This window comes from Halostagnicola larsenii XH-48 (genome assembly GCF_000517625.1).
Taxonomy (GTDB): domain Archaea; phylum Halobacteriota; class Halobacteria; order Halobacteriales; family Natrialbaceae; genus Halostagnicola; species Halostagnicola larsenii.
Window position 1 is genome coordinate 206,581 of the sequence record NZ_CP007057.1, and the last position, 17,072, is coordinate 223,652.

Here is a 17,072-nt window from a genome sequence, read left to right on the forward strand (position 1 = left end):
GTGAAGCGTTCTGCGAGGCGATTGCCGAGGAAGTCGACGGAACTGGTTGACATTCTCCCTGTCGTCAACTGCCTCGGGGCTTGACCCCGAGGCTTGTCAGTGGACTCCCGCTCTAACCGAGTAACTCGGTAGGTCGGAAACGACCATTCGCGTTCAACGTCCCTGACTTGAGAGCCAGTTGACTGGTGGCTCGTTCAGCACCAGACTTGAGCCAGTGCTGAACAAGTCGCCACCCGATGTTCCGAGCGGCGTTGTAATCGCTGTGAAGTTGCTTCCCGCATTTCAGACACTCGAACTCGTCACCATTGCGGTTTTCCTCGTGAATGAACAGTAGGTGCTGATTCAACTCGGCGGCCGAGCGGAGACTCCAAGTTGGAAGACTGCCAACCCAGTTCTGGCGATAACTCACAGTCGTATCTGAACACTACCGGTGTAAGGGGCCCAAGAATCAAAGACTAGTGCAGGTTGCACTCCAAGTGTTTGTGAGATACATTTGGACAAAGCCGACTGCCGAGTATTCTAGTGATTCACTAGAGCCCAACGTTTACATATTGTTTTCATCCCCTTTCTGGGATTTTTCGAACGCTGCTAGTGCAGATACTTGGCGTGAGTTGAACGGGCGAGAGGAGCTCGGGGAAACATTTGATGATGTGATTCAGCGATTGCTTGCCGAAGATTTTCAATAACATCCACCCTGCCTAAAGGCATGGTATTGCGCCTGTTCAGCGTATGACAGAGAACTAGGATGGGTCTCTCAGAAGAGAAATTCGAATTAAAAGATCCCGGATCAAGGCGGATGCCACGAGGCTTGAGACGATAGCATCAAATCAGTTCATTCAATGGATTCCCATTGCCTCAATTTGCTCTTGATAACGGTTCCGAATCGTAACCTCCGTTACCTGGGCAACATCAGAGACCTCCCGTTGTGTCCGTTTTTCATTACAAAGAAGACTCGCCGCGTAAATTGCAGCTGCAGCATATCCGGTTGGTGACTTTCCTGAAAGTAGTCCTTTCTCAGCAGACGTGTCGATGATTTCGTTGGCTTTTACCTGTACTTCCTCCGGTAACTCGAGTTCAGAGCAGAATCGGGGCACATATTTTTTCGGATCAACGGGTTTCATCTCGAGGCTGAGTTCTTGGGAGATATATCGGTATGTTCGTCCAATCTCTTTCTGATCAACGCGTGATACAGCTGATACCTCTTCGAGTGATCGTGGAACACCTTCCATACGACAGGCTGCATATAGTGCACTCGTGGCGACCCCCTCAATAGAGCGCCCCCGAATGAGGTCTTCCTCCAAAGCACGCCGATAGAGGACACTAGCAACTTCGCGAATGGACCGAGGAACCCCTAATCCAGAAGCCATTCGATCAATCTCGGAGAGGGCGAACTGAAGATTTCGTTCGCCAGCATCCTTTGTTCGAATCCGTTCTTGCCATTTCCGCAGCCGGTTCATTTGACTTCGCTTGTTCGAAGAGAGCGACCGTCCGTAGGCATCTTTGTTTTGCCAGTCGATCGTTGTGGTCAACCCCTTATCGTGCATCGTCTGGGTCGTTGGAGCCCCAACACGAGATTTGTTATTGCGCTCCGAGTGATTGAACGCCCGCCATTCTGGCCCTCGATCAATTGTCTCTTCCTCGAGGATCAATCCACAGTCCTCGCAACTTACTTCGCTCTCGTCCGAACTTCGAACAAGCGAACTTGATTCACACTCAGGGCAAGTGCGAACGCCCTCTTGATCATCTGTTTTCTCTGTTGTCTGCACATCACGTTCCTTTTGGCGAGCGGGGCGTTTCATTTGTTAGTTGTACATTCTCTCTCAGGGAGTTAAAGACTGTGAGAATTTTAACTGATGAAATTGAGTTGTGTTATCTTTCTATGGTACTTTAACTTCGAAAATCAAAACCAAATATGGTTGTGAGGAGTTCTACTAGGAGAACAAGGGTTTGAATTGCTTAGTTTTCATCAATCTGTATCATAATGGACTATGAAAAGTCAATTTAACCCTGGAAAGATAACAAATACACGTTCGGTGAATACTCTGGTGAAATGGACGACCTCACTGGATTCCAACGTGACCTCCTGTATGTAATCAACGGTGCCGACCGGCCATCTGGTCAGGACATCAAGGAGGAAGCCGAACAGTATTACAATGCAGATATCAACCACGGCCGTCTATATCCAAACCTCGATACGATCGTGAACAAACAACTCGTCGAGAAAGGCCAACTGGATAGACGAACGAATTATTACGCCATCACAGATGCAGGAAAAGACATAATCCAAGAACGTCGGGATTGGGAGAACCAGTACCTTGAATCGTGACACATAGTGCGAGCGCATACCCGCGTCTTCAGCGATTCAAACCGTATAGTTTTGTGATGTGAATCTCTGGTACGAGTATGAAAGGTCAACGGGGGATTGAACTCACAAAAACTGTGGTCGTCCATATCGAGATGTTAACAGCACTCCAGAAGGAAGAGGAGATCACGAGCCACCAACTCGAACGGTCCCTCGATTACTCACGAGCGACGATTAATCGCCATCTGACAACCCTCCGTAACGCGGAACTCATCACAACTGTAGACGGCAACCATGCGCTTACGGATTTTGGAGCGATAATTCTCCAAGAAGTGAGAAACCTCTGCCAAGAACTGAACGTCTCGGCGCAACGTCCGGATCTCGTCGAACAACTACACGTATGCCCGGTTGATTTCGAAATCGGCCTGCTAGCGGGAGCGACAGTAACGATGGCGACGCCTGAAGACCCCTACCAGATGCACGATCGTTACCTTGGATTTTGGCGCGATACAGAGCGCGTGAAAGGCGCTCGAAGTATTAGCGTGATTCCTCCGGATATCGTCGAGGAACTCAAACCAAAGCTCCGCGGGACGGTCGAAGTGGACAGTATCTGGACTCCCCAAGCCGCGACACAATATTTCGAACGATATCCGGAAATGAAGTCGGCGTGGATGGAGGGGCCGCGGGCACAGATCCGTATCACGAGCGAACCGATTCCGGCCCAGTTCGGCGTTTTTGATAACCGACTCGCATTCACCGTCCATGACGACGAGACTGGCTATCCACGCGCACTGGTGGATACGGACGACCCCGAGGCGATTGAGTGGGCTCACCGCCTCCATCGTTATTACTGCGATCGATCTCAGACACTGGAGAGTTGGCTCGAGACAACCGAGAAAACGTAAATTGGATGACTGCTCGATCGCTACTCACTCCGGTGGATTCGGCATCTCGAAGTCGAAAAGACCCTCACGGATGTGCGCTGGCGCTTCCGTCTTGCCCCACGTGAGCAACTCACCTGTTATCTCGGGATCCGAGAAGTCGATGTGACGCTCTTCCTCGTTGCCCCAATCGTAGACGTGTTTCGGTAACCACTCGGTGTGTTTCATCTCGTTGAATATCCGCTCTGCCGTCGTCTCTGGAGGGATTTTACCAGCATTGTAGGCATCTAGCGTCTCCGACATCGTCTGCAGCATCTCCTCTTTCTCTGATTCGAACGGTGCTTGGTCTCCAGGACGGGATTCCTGAAGTAGCGACTCGAATTCCTCGAGGTCACCCGACGCGAAGTATTTCAAGCAATGGCGTTGGATATACAAGTCCGGAAAGATAGATTCTGCGAGTATCATCTGTGTCCATGCGTTCCACACCTCGAAATCAGCCATCGAATTGTATCCATTGCTAACGAGTAGATCAGCAGTAGTAAGCTGTCTCCTGTGTAGAGCATCTATCGGGCTAAAATGATCTGCAGAGAAGTCTTCTGTCTCGAAGGCCTCTATAAGGAGGGTCGTCGAGAGAAACACGGATTCAAACGTGTGAACCAGCCCCTGTGAGTAGAGCGGATCGACGAATCCGTACGTGTGATTGGTCAGATAATGACGGTGACCCGAGGACTGGTTCGAACTCCGTTGTAATCGACCTGTCCGTATCCACGGTCTCACCGGATCAGCTGTTCCGAGATGACGCTCGATATCGGGGAATTCCCCGATGATCTCGTTGAACTCCTCTTCAGCGCTTAGCGACTCGTCACACGGATATTTCCTCCGATCGAGGAGTAACCCGACGCTCGCTTTGGTTTCGGTCGATCGTTCAAAGTTATCGAACGGAATAACCCATATCCACCCACCGTCGAATACATGATGCAGGGTTCCGTCGTGAAGGGAGTTAGACTGTTGGGGATGGTCCGACTCCTCTATGAGGTCGTCGAACGGTTCTAGGCCCTCGACGTGGGTGAAAATCGCTCGAGAGTTCGTCTCGAGAGCCGGCTGTTCATCTGGATAGCCCATTTTTTCAGCCAGGATCGAGTTGCCGCCCGTGGCATCGATGTAGAACGCCCCATTAATCGTTCCGTCGTTGGTAGTCACCGATACATTCTCGTTGTTGATTTCTACATCAGTTATCGGAGTTTCGTCGACATATTCTACGCCGTATTCCTCGGCGGATTGGACGAGATAGTGATCAACGTGTTCGCGTAGCAGATGGCTCTCTTTATAAAAGGGCATCTCCGGAGGTACCAGCTGGTGTGCATGCCTCCCACTGAACGACTTTCCAGGTTCATGGTAGGCGAACCCCACGGAATGTTTGACGCCACAGGATTGGGTAATGTTGTCTACTACCTTGTTTGCATCACTCAAATATTTGATTTCAGGGATATCGAAGTATTCGCCGACGATCCACATCCACACAGCGCTTAACGGCAGCATCGCCTCACCGATCGCAAACCGTGGATGTGTCTTGGACTCAATCATCAGTACATCGAGATCGTTCGCGGCAAGAATCATCGAAGAAGCCGACCCAGCTATTCCTGATCCGCCGATAATAACGTCGTAATCGTCCTTCATTGAGTACTGGAGTGTGACTCGGAGGCGTTAGTAATATTTTTGATAAGTAGTACTTGGATCGTGAGTCGATTGCAGCGTATGCGTAGATCTCATTTCGTGATTCTGTTCGTAGAAAACCTTCGTCAAGTAAAACTGATCGATCGCGGTAGCTACCTCCTTTCTCAAATTGCTTGGCGTGTCCGTCCATGCGTGCGGCTAGGTTGAACTTGAGGCCACGGTCACCTGACTTGATCTCGTCCACGATCTTGTCATCCTGCAATTCACTCGAGACAGCGACTGACCTGGTAAGTGCGAGATTTGTTCCGTCGAGAGCGACGACTGCTCGATCGAGCCACTCGAAGCGCTTTCGTTGAACACTGCGTTGATGATACAGTTGGGGTAACGGAGCAGCTCGAAGAAGACACGAACGACCGCGCGGTAGTCTCGATTGTTCGTGTGCCGGGAGAAGGTCGAGGCAGCCATCTCCTCCACCTCTGCGTGCGTTGCGGTCTTTTCAGCGAGTTCAGCGAGCGTGTCGAACGGGTCGATGGCCTCGAAAATCCCGACTCTGAGATGGTTTGCGAAATCGTGCGTGTTGGTGTAGGTGCCAACTCCGAACTGATCGGCGACGAACTCGCTGTCGACTGCGTCGATCAGCGAGTAAAAATCGCCCGCAATCGTGGGTGACTGTCTCCAGTCTCGGCTGAGATTTTGTTCCGGAAATGACTGTGTCTGCTGATGTATTGTTTTCGCCATCTCGATGGGTTTGTCGAGACGAGGCTGGATTTAAGTACCTGAAATGGGACAGTTTTCGATGAGGTTTCGGTCGGCGTAGTTGACCCGACCGCTCATCCCTACTCGAGCAAGGGCAGTCCGGTATCCAAATTGATCGACGAGAAACAGCGTCCCGGAGAGATCGTGTTTTTCGCGGAGTCTATGTAAAAACTCAGCTATCGGATCGGTGCCGTGGCGGCCAAACAACTTCGTCTCGAGGCCTATTGCAGCGTATAACCAAGACTACTTGCCGTTGATTTTGACAGCGGTCTCGTCGACCGCGACCCGCGACGGCGGGTTGGGAACGCTGTCAGCCAGCCGATCATCCAGATTCCACAAGCGGAGTTTCACGCTCCAGTTCGAGAACTCGTCACGAGACTGACTGACAGCGTCGACGACATCCACGGAATCGTCCTCTTTGGCAGTGTCGCTCGAGGGGATGCTGATCGACGAAGCGATATCGATTGTTTTGTACTCGTCGACGGTGGACAGGCGACAGCCCAGCAAACCGCAGACGAACTAACGTCAGAGTTGAATGAGCAACCGTTCGATGGTGATCGGTACAAGTTCCACGTCCTCGTCGAATCCGGTGAGAGTGCACGTCGATACGGGGATCGACTGCGGGAAATCTTCGCCACCGGATTAACGCTCGAACGATCCGACGCTCTCACCCAACTCAAAGAGGAGGTGCTGACGAATGGACGATAGCTACGTCGACGAAGTTCTCACCAACGCTGAGGTGGCCTTTCAGCAGACCCGTGGACAAACTGGTGAGTCTGATCTGGATGTCTCGAACACTGCTTTCGTCCAGTTACGGAAGGCCTGTCGACTCCTCGAAGCAGCACGAACGCTCCACGAACAGAACGGATACTTACGGTAATAATCGAGGTGCTCAAAAACGCAAAGCGTTTTTGGGATCGCAGAAATCTCTGATTTCCGTAGACCTCGTTTGTGGCCGCTGAGCGCAGTATTCAGTTTTATCTACTGCATCGTGGACACGCATCCGGGGAGGACCTACGCTACGAACACACGGAGGTGTACCAGCAAGGCGTAACGGTGAATCTGTTCAGCCAAGAGTTTGCCGACCGCCTTACCCAACTCTGGAAGCAGAACCGAGCCGAAGTGTACTATCGCGAGACGGTTGCCAGTGCCGAGCAGGCCGATGCAATGCTGGCACTTGCCGAAGCAGCTCACCAATATATCCTGAATGCCGCGACACTTCGGCACGAATGCGTCTGCTCTCAGTGAGCGATGTGAACCCCGTCCTTCATATCCGCCAATTCGGGGAGTAGAACGTGATGGGGTTCGTACCAGATCGTGAGGGACTCGCCGGGGTCAAGCGTCTCTGCCTTCCAAAGAATCGGATCTGCAGAGATCGCACTCCCGTCCAGTAGTGCACGTAATACTCGCCACTGTTGCGCTGAGGACACACGTTCGATGCGACCATTCTTACAGCGCTTCTCTCTCACGGACCTGTTATCTGGGACGATTACCCTTCGTCGTCGGTCACTCCGAATGCTCGTTCTTTTCGACTTCCGTGACGATCACGTCCCAGTCAGGATGTTCGACGCCGTTCCGACATTCGAATCCGCCTTCTACATCGATCCCACTCTCGTAGGCCTTGCGAAGGAGCGCTTTCAGCTCCGCGTTCAATTCCTCCTTCGACGTAAGCGCGATCTCCTCAGAAGTCATCTTTCCGCGCCCCTTTCGTATTTCTCCGCTGTGAGTTCGTGTTCTGGTGTTATGGTGATCACACCGTAGCTGTGTACGGTTATCGCGTGCCCTTCGTGCGTGAATGTAACGTGGGAATCTCCGTCCGTTCCGTTTCGAACGTGGACGAGCGCATCTACTTCGTCGGGGTCAACAGTAGAATGGAGCGGGTCGAGTTCAACCGGATCAGTGTCCATTATGTCCGCCAGCGTTGCGATAACAGCCATGCTCGCAGGTGTCACCTCCTGATCAAACTGGGTGCGAACAGTCCCAGATTCAGGAGCGTACTTGACCGCTTCGACTCCAACCCCAGATACCTTCGTGGCCATCTCTACTGATTCTAGCCGTCTGAATCGATTCAATAGGGTTACTGATTATACAGAGGGTTTAATACGGGGAAACTATCCAAACGATCACAACGAACTGCTGAGCGTCGCTCCAATGAGGCGTCGATGCCCGCGTCGGAGGCGTGATGAAAGCGACTGCTGGGTGATACCGAGCTCGTCAGCGATCTCTTCGAGCGACGTCTCGCGTGGAGTGTCGAAGTAGCCCCGCTCGTAGGCCAATATCAGCGCTTCACGTTGGGTCTCGGTCAACTCGTAGCCTTCGCCCTGAATCGGAAGCATTGCGTGGACGGCGGTGATCGCTATCGGAATGTCGTCTTCCTGGCAGTACTCTCGAAATTCGGCGATTGCCTCCTGACTCTCGGCGCGCACCTCGAATCGCCACTCGTCTTTCGTACCGATTCCGGAGAGCACGACGACGTTGGCCTCGGCAAGCGCACTCAAGATACCGAAGTAGTCTTGCTCCCACTCGGCACACATGAGATACTCGTCTTCGACGCGATCGACCAGTCGGATGTTGCTCACGCCGGCGTGTTGTTCGAACGCAGCTCCGATGTCCTCCGTTTTCGCACCGCGTACCCAGAAATACGGGATAATCAGCGTCTCGTGTGGAATCAGTCGCTCCAGTTCGACGGTCACACTCGGCAAATTCTCGAACACACTCCCCAGTGGAAACTCCGCTACCGGACTCGTAAACTCCATTACAGTCGCCATGTTGAAGCGTTCGTCCGGCAGGCGGATAACCAGCATGGGTGATGTACCATGGCTTCGAGACGAGCCAACGCACCGTTGATGACTGGGATAGTGTGCTGCGACCGGGGAATCCGCTTGATACCTGGACGGCCATGGCACACCATGTCATCTCCTTTTGTACGACCGGGCAATCTAGTCGCACAAGCGAGCATGAGTGTGATAACGGAGATTCGTGTCCCGTCCGATGACTTTGAACTCGGACAAATCCTCAGTCTAGAGCAAGCGTCGGCTATCGAACTTGAAACGCTCGTCCCGAGTGGGGACGCTACCGTACCGCTCTTCTGGGTCTACGAACCGGTCGAAAACGGCTTTCTCGATACCGTCGAACGCTATCCAACTGTCAACAGCGTCACGGAGATGGACGTGTTCGAAGACCGGACGTTATTCAAGCTCGACTGGGATGCGAGCCAGGACCACCTTTTCCAGTGTATCTTGGAACACGACGGACAAATACTGGGTGCGGCTGGAGCACCGGAAGGGTGGAATTTCGAGATACGATTCTCAGACCGCAAGGGATTGAGTCAGTGCCAGGACTGCTGTGAGGATGCGCATATCTCCCTGAAAATAACCCGTATATACAATCCAACGGACCCCGAGGCTGGTCCATGGTACGGCTTGAGTGAGCCCCAACGAGAAGCGCTCACGCTTGCCGTCCGATTGGGATACTACGACATACCACGGGGCTGTACGACCGCGGAGTTAGCCGACGAGCTCGGGATTTCCGATCAGGCAGTAACGGAGCGACTGCGTCGTGCCATTAGTACGTTCGGGAGGTACGCACTTCTCACTCCCGAGTCAGCGGCGCATGTGGACTGACTGTTTCCATTATACACCATGGGGCAGAACCAGGCAGTTGGACCTACGCTATGTGAGTATGGATAAGAGTCGAAAGCTGGGGACACGCGATATCCAGTCAATTGATGCGGTTTCCGGTTCTGCGGGGCGTGAGAGACAGATTTCTCCCGATACGGTTCTGTCGGCAGTAGCGAACGAACATCGACGTGCTATCCTCGACGCGTTGGACAACGCTTCCGAGAAGACACTGGCATACGATGTGCTCGTAGATCGCGTTGCAGACCGGGTTCAAGACAAAGACGCCAAACGGGAGTCAGACGAACACCGACAACGCGTCCGGATCGCACTTCACCATACCCATCTTCCAAAACTGGAGGAGGCTCGGATAATCGACTATGAGACTGAAATGGGTCACATCCAGTTTATTGGCGGTGAACTGGAACAGAAGATCCTGAGGTTGGTCGTGCCGTACGACATCCACGAGTGAAGGTATCGTTCAGTACAATGGAATGAGTCTACCATTCGACACCGAATTGTACTATCGTCTCAAGGGTCACCGGGCCACGGAATTTCGTCCGACCATACCACAATGGCACCGATAATGATACTGGATGCAATTATTATCAGTTGAAGTATCGGATTTATCGTTCCCTCATTGAGAGCCCCTGCACTGGTGGCGAGAATAAGTAAGAAAACGAAAACGGAGAAAAACAACAACGAACTCACCACCCAGCGCCAAAGATTACCCCACGGAACTTTCCCGAGATACTTTCCCATAGTTGGACGAACAGGTAGAATCACATAAATTTTCTCGGCAGCAAATACGCAGATGTAGTGAACAGTAGTTTACGAGAATAACCATCTAAATAGTGTTCAAAAAATAATAAATAGTACATATTGTGTCGGCGAATACAACTCAACATCGCGACTTTGTTTCAGCTTACCGACCTAGTCGACGGTCATGGTGATAGTCTCGGTGGTTTCAGCCCCCGTATTATCGGTGGCGGTCAACGTCACAGTATACTCACCGGGCTCGTCATAGCGGTGGGCGTTCCACCAGCCTTCGGCTGTCGTTCCGTCGCCAAACGTCCACTCCAGCGAGTCGATCCATCGCTCGTTGCCTGACGAGTTTTCAACCCGGAACGTAACCCGTTCGTTGACGGATGGGTTAGTTGTGCTTGCGGTGAGACGTGCGATCGGCTGCGTTAGATCCTCGACGGGAATCGTGATGGTATCTGTAGTCTCAGTTCCTTTGTTGTCGGTCGCGGTCAGCGTGACAGTGTACTCGCCGGGTTCGTCGTACTGGTGATCCGTCCACCATCCCGTCGCGGCGGTACCGTCACCCAGGTCCCACGCTAAGGAGTCAATCCACCGTTCGTTGCCCGACGTGTCCTCAACTCCAAAGCTAAGTCGTTCACCGATGGTGGCCTCCGTCGAGTCGGGACTGATACGCGCGATCGGGTGCTGGTCGGAAGGTGCCTCCGTTTCGTTGAGGTTAGACGTCACCGGAATCGTTGCTTCATCGTTAAGGTTCGACTCGGCGTCGGTGACCGATCCGGTCCCGAGGCGCAGATCGGAGTCTACTCCTGCAGCGATGTTGTTGAGGTACCCACGTTGGACGCCGGGCGCGCTGGCACTCCCCATGAGAACGACCGTTCCGCCTTCCTCTGCGAACGACGCGACGGCGGCGAGTTCGTTCTCGGTGAACGCAGACGCCGGGGTCGTGATGATGAGCGCACGGGCCTCGGCGAGTCGCTCGCTGGCGGCCGCCGTTGTAACATCGTTCACCTGCTCGAAGAGGACGTCTTGCCCTTCGAGATACCGCTGGTAGTACGCCGCATCCTCGTTCGATAGCGAATATTCGAGGTTGAACTGGCCGTGGCCACCCTCGATCAGCACCGGACCGTCCTCGCGGTCGCTCAGCTCGTTGATCAGTTCGGTCACGAAGGCGAAATTTTCGTACGTCGATGTGTCGACGGGGTAGTCTTCGGCCTCTTCGTATGTTTCACTGATGATCGGAGCGCCGAGATACGCCAGTCGAGCGTCGTAGTCGACGGCCGCCAGCGGAACGTCCCCCTCGTACGTCGTTTCGGCACCGCTTCGCGTTGCGCTCGAGGCTGCGAACACCGGGACGCGGTGGGGGGAGACGGGCCCTGCTGTCGTGACGATGCTTTCCGGGTTCGGGAAGAACAGGTCCTCGACGGGTCGGTCCCGAATGGGTGAGGAGTCGGAGGGATCGCTCTCGGACCAGACCCCGAGGCCGGCATCGCGGGCCGCGAACTCCGCGGCGAGGAACTCGTCGTGGCGAGCGAATCCGGAGCCATAGACGCGGGCGTGGCCTTCTTCGACGACTCGGCGGTTGTATAACGTGTCGCGTGTGCCGTCACCGGAGGCGTCGTAGGTGAGATAGCCGAGTACGCGGCCGTATTCGTCGCGAACGGGTTCGGTCGAATCGAACGAGAGTTCGACCGTATCACCGGAAGAGAGTTGTTCTCGGGCGAACGCCGTCGCCGCCTCGCCGGCCGATTCGAGGTAGTCATAGGACTCGATGCCCTCCCACTCCTCGGCGCGCTCGGTATTCGTCGCACTTCCCGTTTCGGGGGTATCGAATCCAAGCGTACGGATCGCTTCCTCCTGACCGTCTTCGAACGCCACATCGATCGTATCACCGTCTGTGACCTCTACAACCTCGACAGTGTAGGTTTTGTCGCGATCGAGTTCGAAGCCCAGTCCCTCCCGCTCCTCAAAGTATTCGAATTCGGTATTGAAGTTCGAGGTCGTTGGAACAAACTCCGCGTAGACGTTGTTCTCGGGGTCATAGACCTGGTCGTCGTTGAATCGGAACGGAGCATCGATCGCCGCTGCGATCTCGTTGAGATTGTCCGTCGCGTCGTAATTGCTGAAATCGGACTGATCGAATAGCAGAAGCGTTCCGCCGCCATTGACGTACGACGTAACGGCAGCGAGCTCGTTCTGGGTGAACGCAGATCCTTCAGGAGACGTAACGATGGCGGCGTCGGCGCCCCCAAGATCACTGGCCAGATCGGTGGTCCCCTCGACAGTGTAGCCGTTGGTTTCCGCATAGTCAATGAACGTACTAAACTCGTCGGTATCGTAGAACTGGCCGTGTCCCTCGTCGAAAACGACCGACTCGCCGTCGATTTCCTCATCGAAGACGTTTAGCAGGAACTCCTCGTTGCCGTAATTGAAGTCCGTGTCGTTCTGTACGATCGGTGCGCCGAACGCGACCGCGTTATCCGAACTCACGACGAGCGGAATCGACGTATCCTCGGGGTAGGAGACAGCGTCGTCGTTCCCGTCTTCGTCGCCGTTATACGCGGTTGGATCGGCCCACACGGCGATCAGTGAGTCGTCAGTCAGCGGCTCGCTCTCACTGTTTAAAATGCTCGCCGTTGAGTCGAACATCAGCGGCTGAATCGTCTCTCCCTCATCGGGCGTTTGAGCCCCGGTTACAGTTGTTCCGGAGATTGCTGTGGCACCTGTAACTCCTAATCCAGTCAGGAACATTCGTCGACGCATTGTGTCCCCCGATCTGGAGGGGGAGTACAAAATACTTGTTACGAAATACTTTCCATGATAAAATAGGACAACGGTCATCTCGATAGATCGGTACCGAACCAGCAAGTGATCTCTCCAACAGTGATTCAAACCCAACTCATCGCCCTGAAAGTCTGTTCTATAGGCGGTGCAGGACGAGAACCCCACCACAAAAGCCAAGGTTGTTCACGCGAACGTTCGAAGCTCCTGACGAGCAAGATACTCCCGAAACGGAGTACGACCTTTTACACCTTATCTTTGCTCTCCGTTAGGGAAGTAACACGCTGCTCGGTGCGTCTTGTCCCCCGCTTGGTCAATGCTCGGCTCGGCTTCCAAACACGTTTCCTGAGCCTTCGGACAGCGCGGGGCGAACGCACACCCAGATGGGAGATCGACCGGATCCGGCGGCTCTCCGTCGAGCAGGACGCGAGTTCGGTCAGTAGTCGGATCCTTCTCGGGTGCAGCCGAAAGCAGCGACGTGGTGTAGGGGTGTTTCGGGTTGGATGCGATTCGGTCGACATCTCCCTGCTCGATGATTCGCCCAAGATACATAATGGCCAGCCGGTCCGAGACCTGCATCAGGCTCGCGAGGTCGTGAGAGATGTAGACGATACCCAGATCTTCGATGTCGGCCAATCCCCGCAACAGGTTCAATAGATTGACCTTCAGCGACACGTCCAGCATCGACGCCGGTTCGTCGCAGATAAGGAAATCGGGATCCAGTACCAGCGCCTTGGCGACCGCCACTCGCTGGCGCTGGCCGCCGGAGAGTTCGTGCGGATAACTGTCGAGGAATTTCTGGGCGGGGGTCAGTCCAACCTTCTCGAGCGTTTCGACGATGGCGTGCTCTTGTTCGTCCGTTCGATAGTCGTGGATCGTCAGCGGCTCGCCGACAAGCTGACGGACGGTCTGGCGCGGGTTGAGCGAGTCGAAGGGATCCTGAAAGATGATCTGGACGTTCCGTCTGAACGACTGCAGGTTGCCGTCCTGATAGTGCTCGTAGGGATCACCATCGAACACCATCTCGCCGCCGGTCGGATCCTCGAGCAGAGCCATCGTTTCGCCCAGTGTTGACTTGCCGCAACCGCTCTCGCCGGCGATGCCAAGAACTTCCGATCGGCGGACGGAAAGCGAGACTCCGTCGACTGCCTTCACGTAGTCGGGTTCCTCGCCGCGGACCTTACTCAACAACGGCTGACTCTGCTCGTAGTGTTTTTCCAGATTATCGGTCTCGAGGATGACTTCGCCTCGCTCGGAGTCGACACTGCTCGTGTCGGGGATGTCCCATGTCTCCGGTTCATCAGCATCCCGTCGGAGTTGGGCCGCTTCCTTGACGCGGTGACATGCCGACCGGTGGTTTCGGTTTGGAAGATCGATCAACTCCGGGTGAGACTCTCGGCAGTCGTCCGTGGCGAACGGACACCGCCTCTCGAAGACGCAGGCCGTCGGTTCCCGATTCAGGTTCGGCGGCGAGCCGGGAATCGCGACGGGATCTTCGTCTTCCGCGTCGATCTCGGGAAAGGAGTTCTTCAGACCCATCGTGTACGGATTCGTCGGATTGACAAGCACGTTGTCGACGCTCCCCTGTTCCATTACTTTCCCGCCGTAGAGGATCGACAGTGCGTCGCACGTCTCCGCGATGACGCCGATCTCGTGGGTGATAAGCAACAGCGAGCTGTCCATCCGCTCTTGAATCTCGAGGATCTTGTCGATGATTTTGTCTTGGACGATGACATCGAGCCCGGTCGTCGGTTCGTCGGCGATGATGAGGTCTGGCTCGAGGGCGAGCGCCATCGCGATGGTAACTCGTTGGCGCATCCCGCCGGAGAACTCGTGCGGATACTCGTCGATTCGATCGGGATCGAGACCGACGATATCGAACAGTTCGCGGACGCGATCACGCGCCTTCGAGTCCGTGACGTTACGATGGGTGTGAATCGCCTGTGCGATCTGAGCGCCGGTCGTCATAACGGGGTCCAGCGAGTCCATCGCGCTCTGGGGGATGTAGGCGATGTCCTCCCAGAGGATATCTCGACGCTCGGCATCGGTCAACGAGGTGAGATCGGTTCCGTTGAACTCGAGGGTGCCGCTCTCGACGGTTCCATTCCGTGGAAGCAAGCCGAGCAGCGCCTCCGCGACGGTGGACTTCCCGGAGCCGGACTCCCCGGCGAGGCCGTAGTTAACGCCTTCTTCGATACTAAACGAGACGTCATTGACGGCGTGGATTGTTTCGTCGTCGGTCGCGTACGTGACTTTCAGGTCTTCGACGTTGAGTAGTGTCATTGGTCGGTCTGAATTTCTGGGTTGATGACTTCCTCGTAGGCTCGTCCGATGAGGAACACCGAGGTGGTTATCGCAGCGATACCGATGGCAGGCGGAAGCACCCACCACCACGCGACTCGTATGTTGCCCGACTCGAACACCTGTCTGAGCATCCGACCCCAGCTAGTCATCGTCGGATCTCCGAAGCCGAGGAACGCGAGACTCGCCTGTGCAGCAACCGCCCAGGCGACGCCGTAGGCTGTGTAGAGAAAGCCGATCGGCAAGACGTTCGGTGCGACGTGATACACCATCGTCCGCAGGTCGCTCGCACCGCTGGCTCGTGCGGATTTGACGAACGTTCGTTCGCGGACTGACAGCACCTCAGAACGGACGACTCGTGCTGGCATTTTCCAGAGGAACGCGACGATTATCGCCGTGATGAGCCAGATGTTCGGCGTCATGAACGTCAACAACAGCAGCGCCATCGGCATAAACGGCAGCGAGAAGGTCAGATCCGTCAGGCGCATGAGTAATTCGTCAACCCACCCGCCGTAATAACCGCTCACGACGCCGACGGTGAAGCCGAGCGCACCTGTCCCTAGACCACCGAAGAGACCGACGATAAGCGTCGGTCGGGCCCCCGCGAGGAACTGACTGAAAACGTCCTTTCCGAACGCTGTCGTTCCGAAGAACGCGTCCATACTTGGGCTCGCGAGCTGGAGAACGGAGCCGGTATCGCTTCGGATGGTATACTCAATCGGGTCGTGCGGAGCCAGAAACGGCCCAAAAACGCCGAGGAACACGAACGCTCCGGCGATGACCATGCTGGCAAAAGCTAGCGGGTCCCGTCGCAGGAACGCAACCTGTTCGCGGACAACTGCCCACAGCGCGTCGACACGTTTGTACAGTTCCGCTTTGGGTTTCGTTTCGGCACTCATGCAGAGCCACCTCCGTTCGTCGACACAGTCGGATCGAAGTAGGCGTAGAGAACGTCGGCAGCGAGGTTCGCGATGATGACCGCGAGCGCCATGATGAAAACCGCTGCTTGCACCAGCGGGTAGTCCTGTTGTTGAATGGCCAATACGAGTTCGCGGCCGATACCGGGCCAACTGAAGACCACCTCGAGCAAGATTAGCCCCTGGAAAATCATCCCGAGACGGAGCGTGAAGTAGGTCAGAATCGGCAGCATCGAGTTTCGACCGGCCCGGGCTAGCTGCTGGAACTCCGAGAGCCCCTTCGCCCGATGGAGTTTGAGGAACTCCGACCCTCGTTTCTCGACGACCCCGTTACGAGCTAACAGGAGGAAGTCACCGCTGTAGAAGAGAACGGCGACGGCGAACGGTAAGAGGTAGTGGTGGAGGAAATCCAGCGAGACGAACGTCTCGAGATAGCCATCCGGTGTCGCCCTGATGGATCGCATCCCGAGTGCAGGAACGAGTTCCAGGTTGTAGGCGAAGAGGATGATGAAGAAAATCGCCGTGATGAACACGGGCGTCGAGCGGAGTAACGTCGTCAAGACGATACTGAGCTTTTCGAGTCGGCTTCCGCGGTTCCATCCCGCGTACATACCCAGCAAGGAACTCAGGATCGCCGTCGTGACTAGCGCCGGAACGAGGAGGATTAGCGAGTTGATCAGTCGTGGCTCGAGCACCTCCCAGACCGGCTGGCTCCGCAGGATGGAGTACCCGAACTGGAACGTGAGGAGGCTCTCGATGTAGCTAAGATACTGGTTCCAGATCGACTGATCGAGTCCGTACATCGCCCGAATTTCGTCGATCTGCTCTTGATTGAGGTTCCCCGAGGTGACGAGGGTTTCGAACGGACTCCCAGGAAGGAGCCGCAAGACGACGAAGATCACCGAAACCGCGACCAGCGTCAGCACGACGGAGATCGCGAGCCGCTTTAAGAGGAACCGCTGGAACTTCGTCATCGGTTCACCTCCAGATCGATACTCCGGGTGTGGTACACTGACTGCGACGTGAAACGGTCAGGGTGCCTGCTCGCCTCCGGTCGGACCCGTCCTCGAGGAACTCGAGG

General features: G+C 55.0%; 16 protein-coding genes and 3 pseudogenes. 7 read left to right on the forward strand and 12 right to left on the reverse strand.

Annotated elements, in window-relative coordinates:
* Positions 1 to 112: 112 nt before the first annotated feature.
* Both HALLA_RS20240 and HALLA_RS20245 read right to left on the reverse strand, forming a co-directional pair.
* A pseudogene (locus HALLA_RS20240) lies at positions 113 to 328 on the reverse strand (zinc ribbon domain-containing protein); the annotation flags it as partial.
* A 508-nt stretch (positions 329 to 836) separates the two neighbouring features.
* A complete protein-coding gene (locus HALLA_RS20245; protein WP_084569101.1) occupies positions 837 to 1,799 on the reverse strand; it encodes a transcription initiation factor IIB in 963 nt (320 codons plus the stop codon).
* Positions 1,800 to 2,050: 251 nt separating this feature from the next.
* On the opposite strand from HALLA_RS20245, the gene HALLA_RS17290 reads away from it, so the two are divergent.
* Together HALLA_RS17290 and HALLA_RS17295 are read left to right on the forward strand one after the other, a co-directional pair.
* The gene (locus tag HALLA_RS17290; protein WP_049954750.1) at positions 2,051 to 2,326 is read left to right on the forward strand and encodes a PadR family transcriptional regulator; all 276 of its coding nucleotides are present in this window, start codon (positions 2,051 to 2,053) and stop codon (positions 2,324 to 2,326) included.
* A gap of 77 nt (positions 2,327 to 2,403) precedes the next feature.
* Positions 2,404 to 3,207: a helix-turn-helix transcriptional regulator gene (locus HALLA_RS17295; RefSeq protein WP_049954751.1), complete on the forward strand. Its 804-nt coding sequence runs from the start codon at positions 2,404 to 2,406 to the stop codon at positions 3,205 to 3,207.
* Between the two features lie 24 nt (positions 3,208 to 3,231).
* Here HALLA_RS17295 and HALLA_RS17300 read toward each other — a convergent pair whose 3' ends face one another.
* The gene (locus HALLA_RS17300; RefSeq protein WP_084569102.1) at positions 3,232 to 4,860 is read right to left on the reverse strand and encodes an NAD(P)/FAD-dependent oxidoreductase; all 1,629 of its coding nucleotides are present in this window, start codon (positions 4,858 to 4,860) and stop codon (positions 3,232 to 3,234) included.
* A gap of 789 nt (positions 4,861 to 5,649) precedes the next feature.
* A pseudogene (locus tag HALLA_RS17310) lies at positions 5,650 to 5,934 on the reverse strand (IS6 family transposase); the annotation flags it as partial.
* Between the two features lie 87 nt (positions 5,935 to 6,021).
* Here HALLA_RS17310 and HALLA_RS17315 point away from each other — a divergent pair.
* From HALLA_RS17315 to HALLA_RS21180, 3 genes are all read left to right on the forward strand, one after another.
* Complete coding sequence (locus tag HALLA_RS17315) at positions 6,022 to 6,321, forward strand: nucleotidyltransferase domain-containing protein (RefSeq protein ID WP_242406254.1); 300 nt, start codon at positions 6,022 to 6,024, stop codon at positions 6,319 to 6,321.
* Positions 6,311 to 6,493, forward strand: a complete 183-nt coding sequence (locus HALLA_RS21175) for a hypothetical protein (protein WP_169732156.1) — start codon at positions 6,311 to 6,313, stop codon at positions 6,491 to 6,493. The genes HALLA_RS17315 and HALLA_RS21175 overlap by 11 nt, the downstream gene beginning before the upstream one ends.
* Before the next feature lie 71 nt (positions 6,494 to 6,564).
* Positions 6,565 to 6,861, forward strand: coding sequence for a hypothetical protein (locus tag HALLA_RS21180; protein WP_197540041.1), 297 nt, complete (start codon positions 6,565 to 6,567; stop codon positions 6,859 to 6,861).
* 258 nt (positions 6,862 to 7,119) lie between these two features.
* On the opposite strand, the gene HALLA_RS17335 is transcribed toward HALLA_RS21180, so the two are convergent.
* From HALLA_RS17335 to HALLA_RS17345, 3 genes are all read right to left on the reverse strand, one after another.
* A complete protein-coding gene (locus tag HALLA_RS17335; RefSeq protein WP_049954754.1) occupies positions 7,120 to 7,305 on the reverse strand; it encodes a hypothetical protein in 186 nt (61 codons plus the stop codon).
* Complete coding sequence (locus HALLA_RS17340; RefSeq protein WP_049954755.1) at positions 7,302 to 7,652, reverse strand: HalOD1 output domain-containing protein; 351 nt, start codon at positions 7,650 to 7,652, stop codon at positions 7,302 to 7,304. The genes HALLA_RS17335 and HALLA_RS17340 overlap by 4 nt, the downstream gene beginning before the upstream one ends.
* A gap of 84 nt (positions 7,653 to 7,736) precedes the next feature.
* Complete coding sequence (locus HALLA_RS17345; protein ID WP_049954935.1) at positions 7,737 to 8,381, reverse strand: helix-turn-helix domain-containing protein; 645 nt, start codon at positions 8,379 to 8,381, stop codon at positions 7,737 to 7,739.
* Between the two features lie 189 nt (positions 8,382 to 8,570).
* Here HALLA_RS17345 and HALLA_RS17350 point away from each other — a divergent pair, with 189 nt between their 5' ends.
* Both HALLA_RS17350 and HALLA_RS21490 read left to right on the forward strand, forming a co-directional pair.
* Positions 8,571 to 9,236 (forward strand): helix-turn-helix domain-containing protein, encoded by a 666-nt coding sequence (locus HALLA_RS17350; protein WP_049954756.1) that lies wholly within the window; start codon positions 8,571 to 8,573, stop codon positions 9,234 to 9,236.
* Between the two features lie 58 nt (positions 9,237 to 9,294).
* Positions 9,295 to 9,702, forward strand: a complete 408-nt coding sequence (locus tag HALLA_RS21490) for a DUF7344 domain-containing protein (RefSeq protein WP_242406250.1) — start codon at positions 9,295 to 9,297, stop codon at positions 9,700 to 9,702.
* Positions 9,703 to 9,761: 59 nt separating this feature from the next.
* Here HALLA_RS21490 and HALLA_RS21185 read toward each other — a convergent pair whose 3' ends face one another.
* The 5 genes and pseudogenes from HALLA_RS21185 to HALLA_RS17380 all read right to left on the reverse strand — a co-directional run bounded on the left by HALLA_RS21185 (position 9,762) and on the right by HALLA_RS17380 (position 16,965).
* Positions 9,762 to 9,992, reverse strand: coding sequence for a hypothetical protein (locus HALLA_RS21185; protein ID WP_049954757.1), 231 nt, complete (start codon positions 9,990 to 9,992; stop codon positions 9,762 to 9,764).
* 171 nt (positions 9,993 to 10,163) lie between these two features.
* Positions 10,164 to 12,641 carry a PKD domain-containing protein gene (locus tag HALLA_RS17365; protein WP_049954758.1) on the reverse strand — a complete coding sequence of 826 codons (2,478 nt, stop codon included), beginning with the start codon at positions 12,639 to 12,641 and terminating at the stop codon, positions 10,164 to 10,166.
* A 393-nt stretch (positions 12,642 to 13,034) separates the two neighbouring features.
* Positions 13,035 to 15,056 (reverse strand): annotated as a pseudogene (locus tag HALLA_RS17370) (dipeptide ABC transporter ATP-binding protein); the annotation flags it as partial.
* Positions 15,053 to 15,973, reverse strand: coding sequence for an ABC transporter permease (locus tag HALLA_RS17375; RefSeq protein WP_049954759.1), 921 nt, complete (start codon positions 15,971 to 15,973; stop codon positions 15,053 to 15,055). The gene HALLA_RS17375 and the pseudogene HALLA_RS17370, both read right to left, overlap by 4 nt.
* Complete coding sequence (locus HALLA_RS17380; protein ID WP_049954760.1) at positions 15,970 to 16,965, reverse strand: ABC transporter permease; 996 nt, start codon at positions 16,963 to 16,965, stop codon at positions 15,970 to 15,972. Before HALLA_RS17380 ends, HALLA_RS17375 begins: the two co-directional genes overlap by 4 nt.
* Positions 16,966 to 17,072: the final 107 nt, after the last annotated feature.

Excerpts from the sequence above, each read along its gene's own strand:
- HALLA_RS21490 (WP_242406250.1), top strand. The coding sequence starts at position 9,295 with ATGGATAAGAGTCGAAAGCTGGGGACACGCGATATCCAGTCAATTGAT.
- HALLA_RS21175 (WP_169732156.1), top strand. The coding sequence starts at position 6,311 with ATGGACGATAGCTACGTCGACGAAGTTCTCACCAACGCTGAGGTGGCC.
- HALLA_RS17380 (WP_049954760.1), bottom strand. The coding sequence starts at position 16,965 with ATGACGAAGTTCCAGCGGTTCCTCTTAAAGCGGCTCGCGATCTCCGTC.
- HALLA_RS17335 (WP_049954754.1), bottom strand. The coding sequence starts at position 7,305 with ATGACTTCTGAGGAGATCGCGCTTACGTCGAAGGAGGAATTGAACGCG.
- HALLA_RS17340 (WP_049954755.1), bottom strand. The coding sequence starts at position 7,652 with ATGGCCACGAAGGTATCTGGGGTTGGAGTCGAAGCGGTCAAGTACGCT.
- HALLA_RS17365 (WP_049954758.1), bottom strand. The coding sequence starts at position 12,641 with ATGTTCGACTCAACGGCGAGCATTTTAAACAGTGAGAGCGAGCCGCTG.
- HALLA_RS17295 (WP_049954751.1), top strand. The coding sequence starts at position 2,404 with ATGAAAGGTCAACGGGGGATTGAACTCACAAAAACTGTGGTCGTCCAT.
- HALLA_RS20245 (WP_084569101.1), bottom strand. The coding sequence starts at position 1,799 with ATGAAACGCCCCGCTCGCCAAAAGGAACGTGATGTGCAGACAACAGAG.
- HALLA_RS17345 (WP_049954935.1), bottom strand. The coding sequence starts at position 8,381 with ATGGCGACTGTAATGGAGTTTACGAGTCCGGTAGCGGAGTTTCCACTG.
- HALLA_RS17375 (WP_049954759.1), bottom strand. The coding sequence starts at position 15,973 with ATGAGTGCCGAAACGAAACCCAAAGCGGAACTGTACAAACGTGTCGAC.
- HALLA_RS21185 (WP_049954757.1), bottom strand. The coding sequence starts at position 9,992 with ATGGGAAAGTATCTCGGGAAAGTTCCGTGGGGTAATCTTTGGCGCTGG.
- HALLA_RS17290 (WP_049954750.1), top strand. The coding sequence starts at position 2,051 with ATGGACGACCTCACTGGATTCCAACGTGACCTCCTGTATGTAATCAAC.
- HALLA_RS17350 (WP_049954756.1), top strand. The coding sequence starts at position 8,571 with ATGAGTGTGATAACGGAGATTCGTGTCCCGTCCGATGACTTTGAACTC.
- HALLA_RS17300 (WP_084569102.1), bottom strand. The coding sequence starts at position 4,860 with ATGAAGGACGATTACGACGTTATTATCGGCGGATCAGGAATAGCTGGG.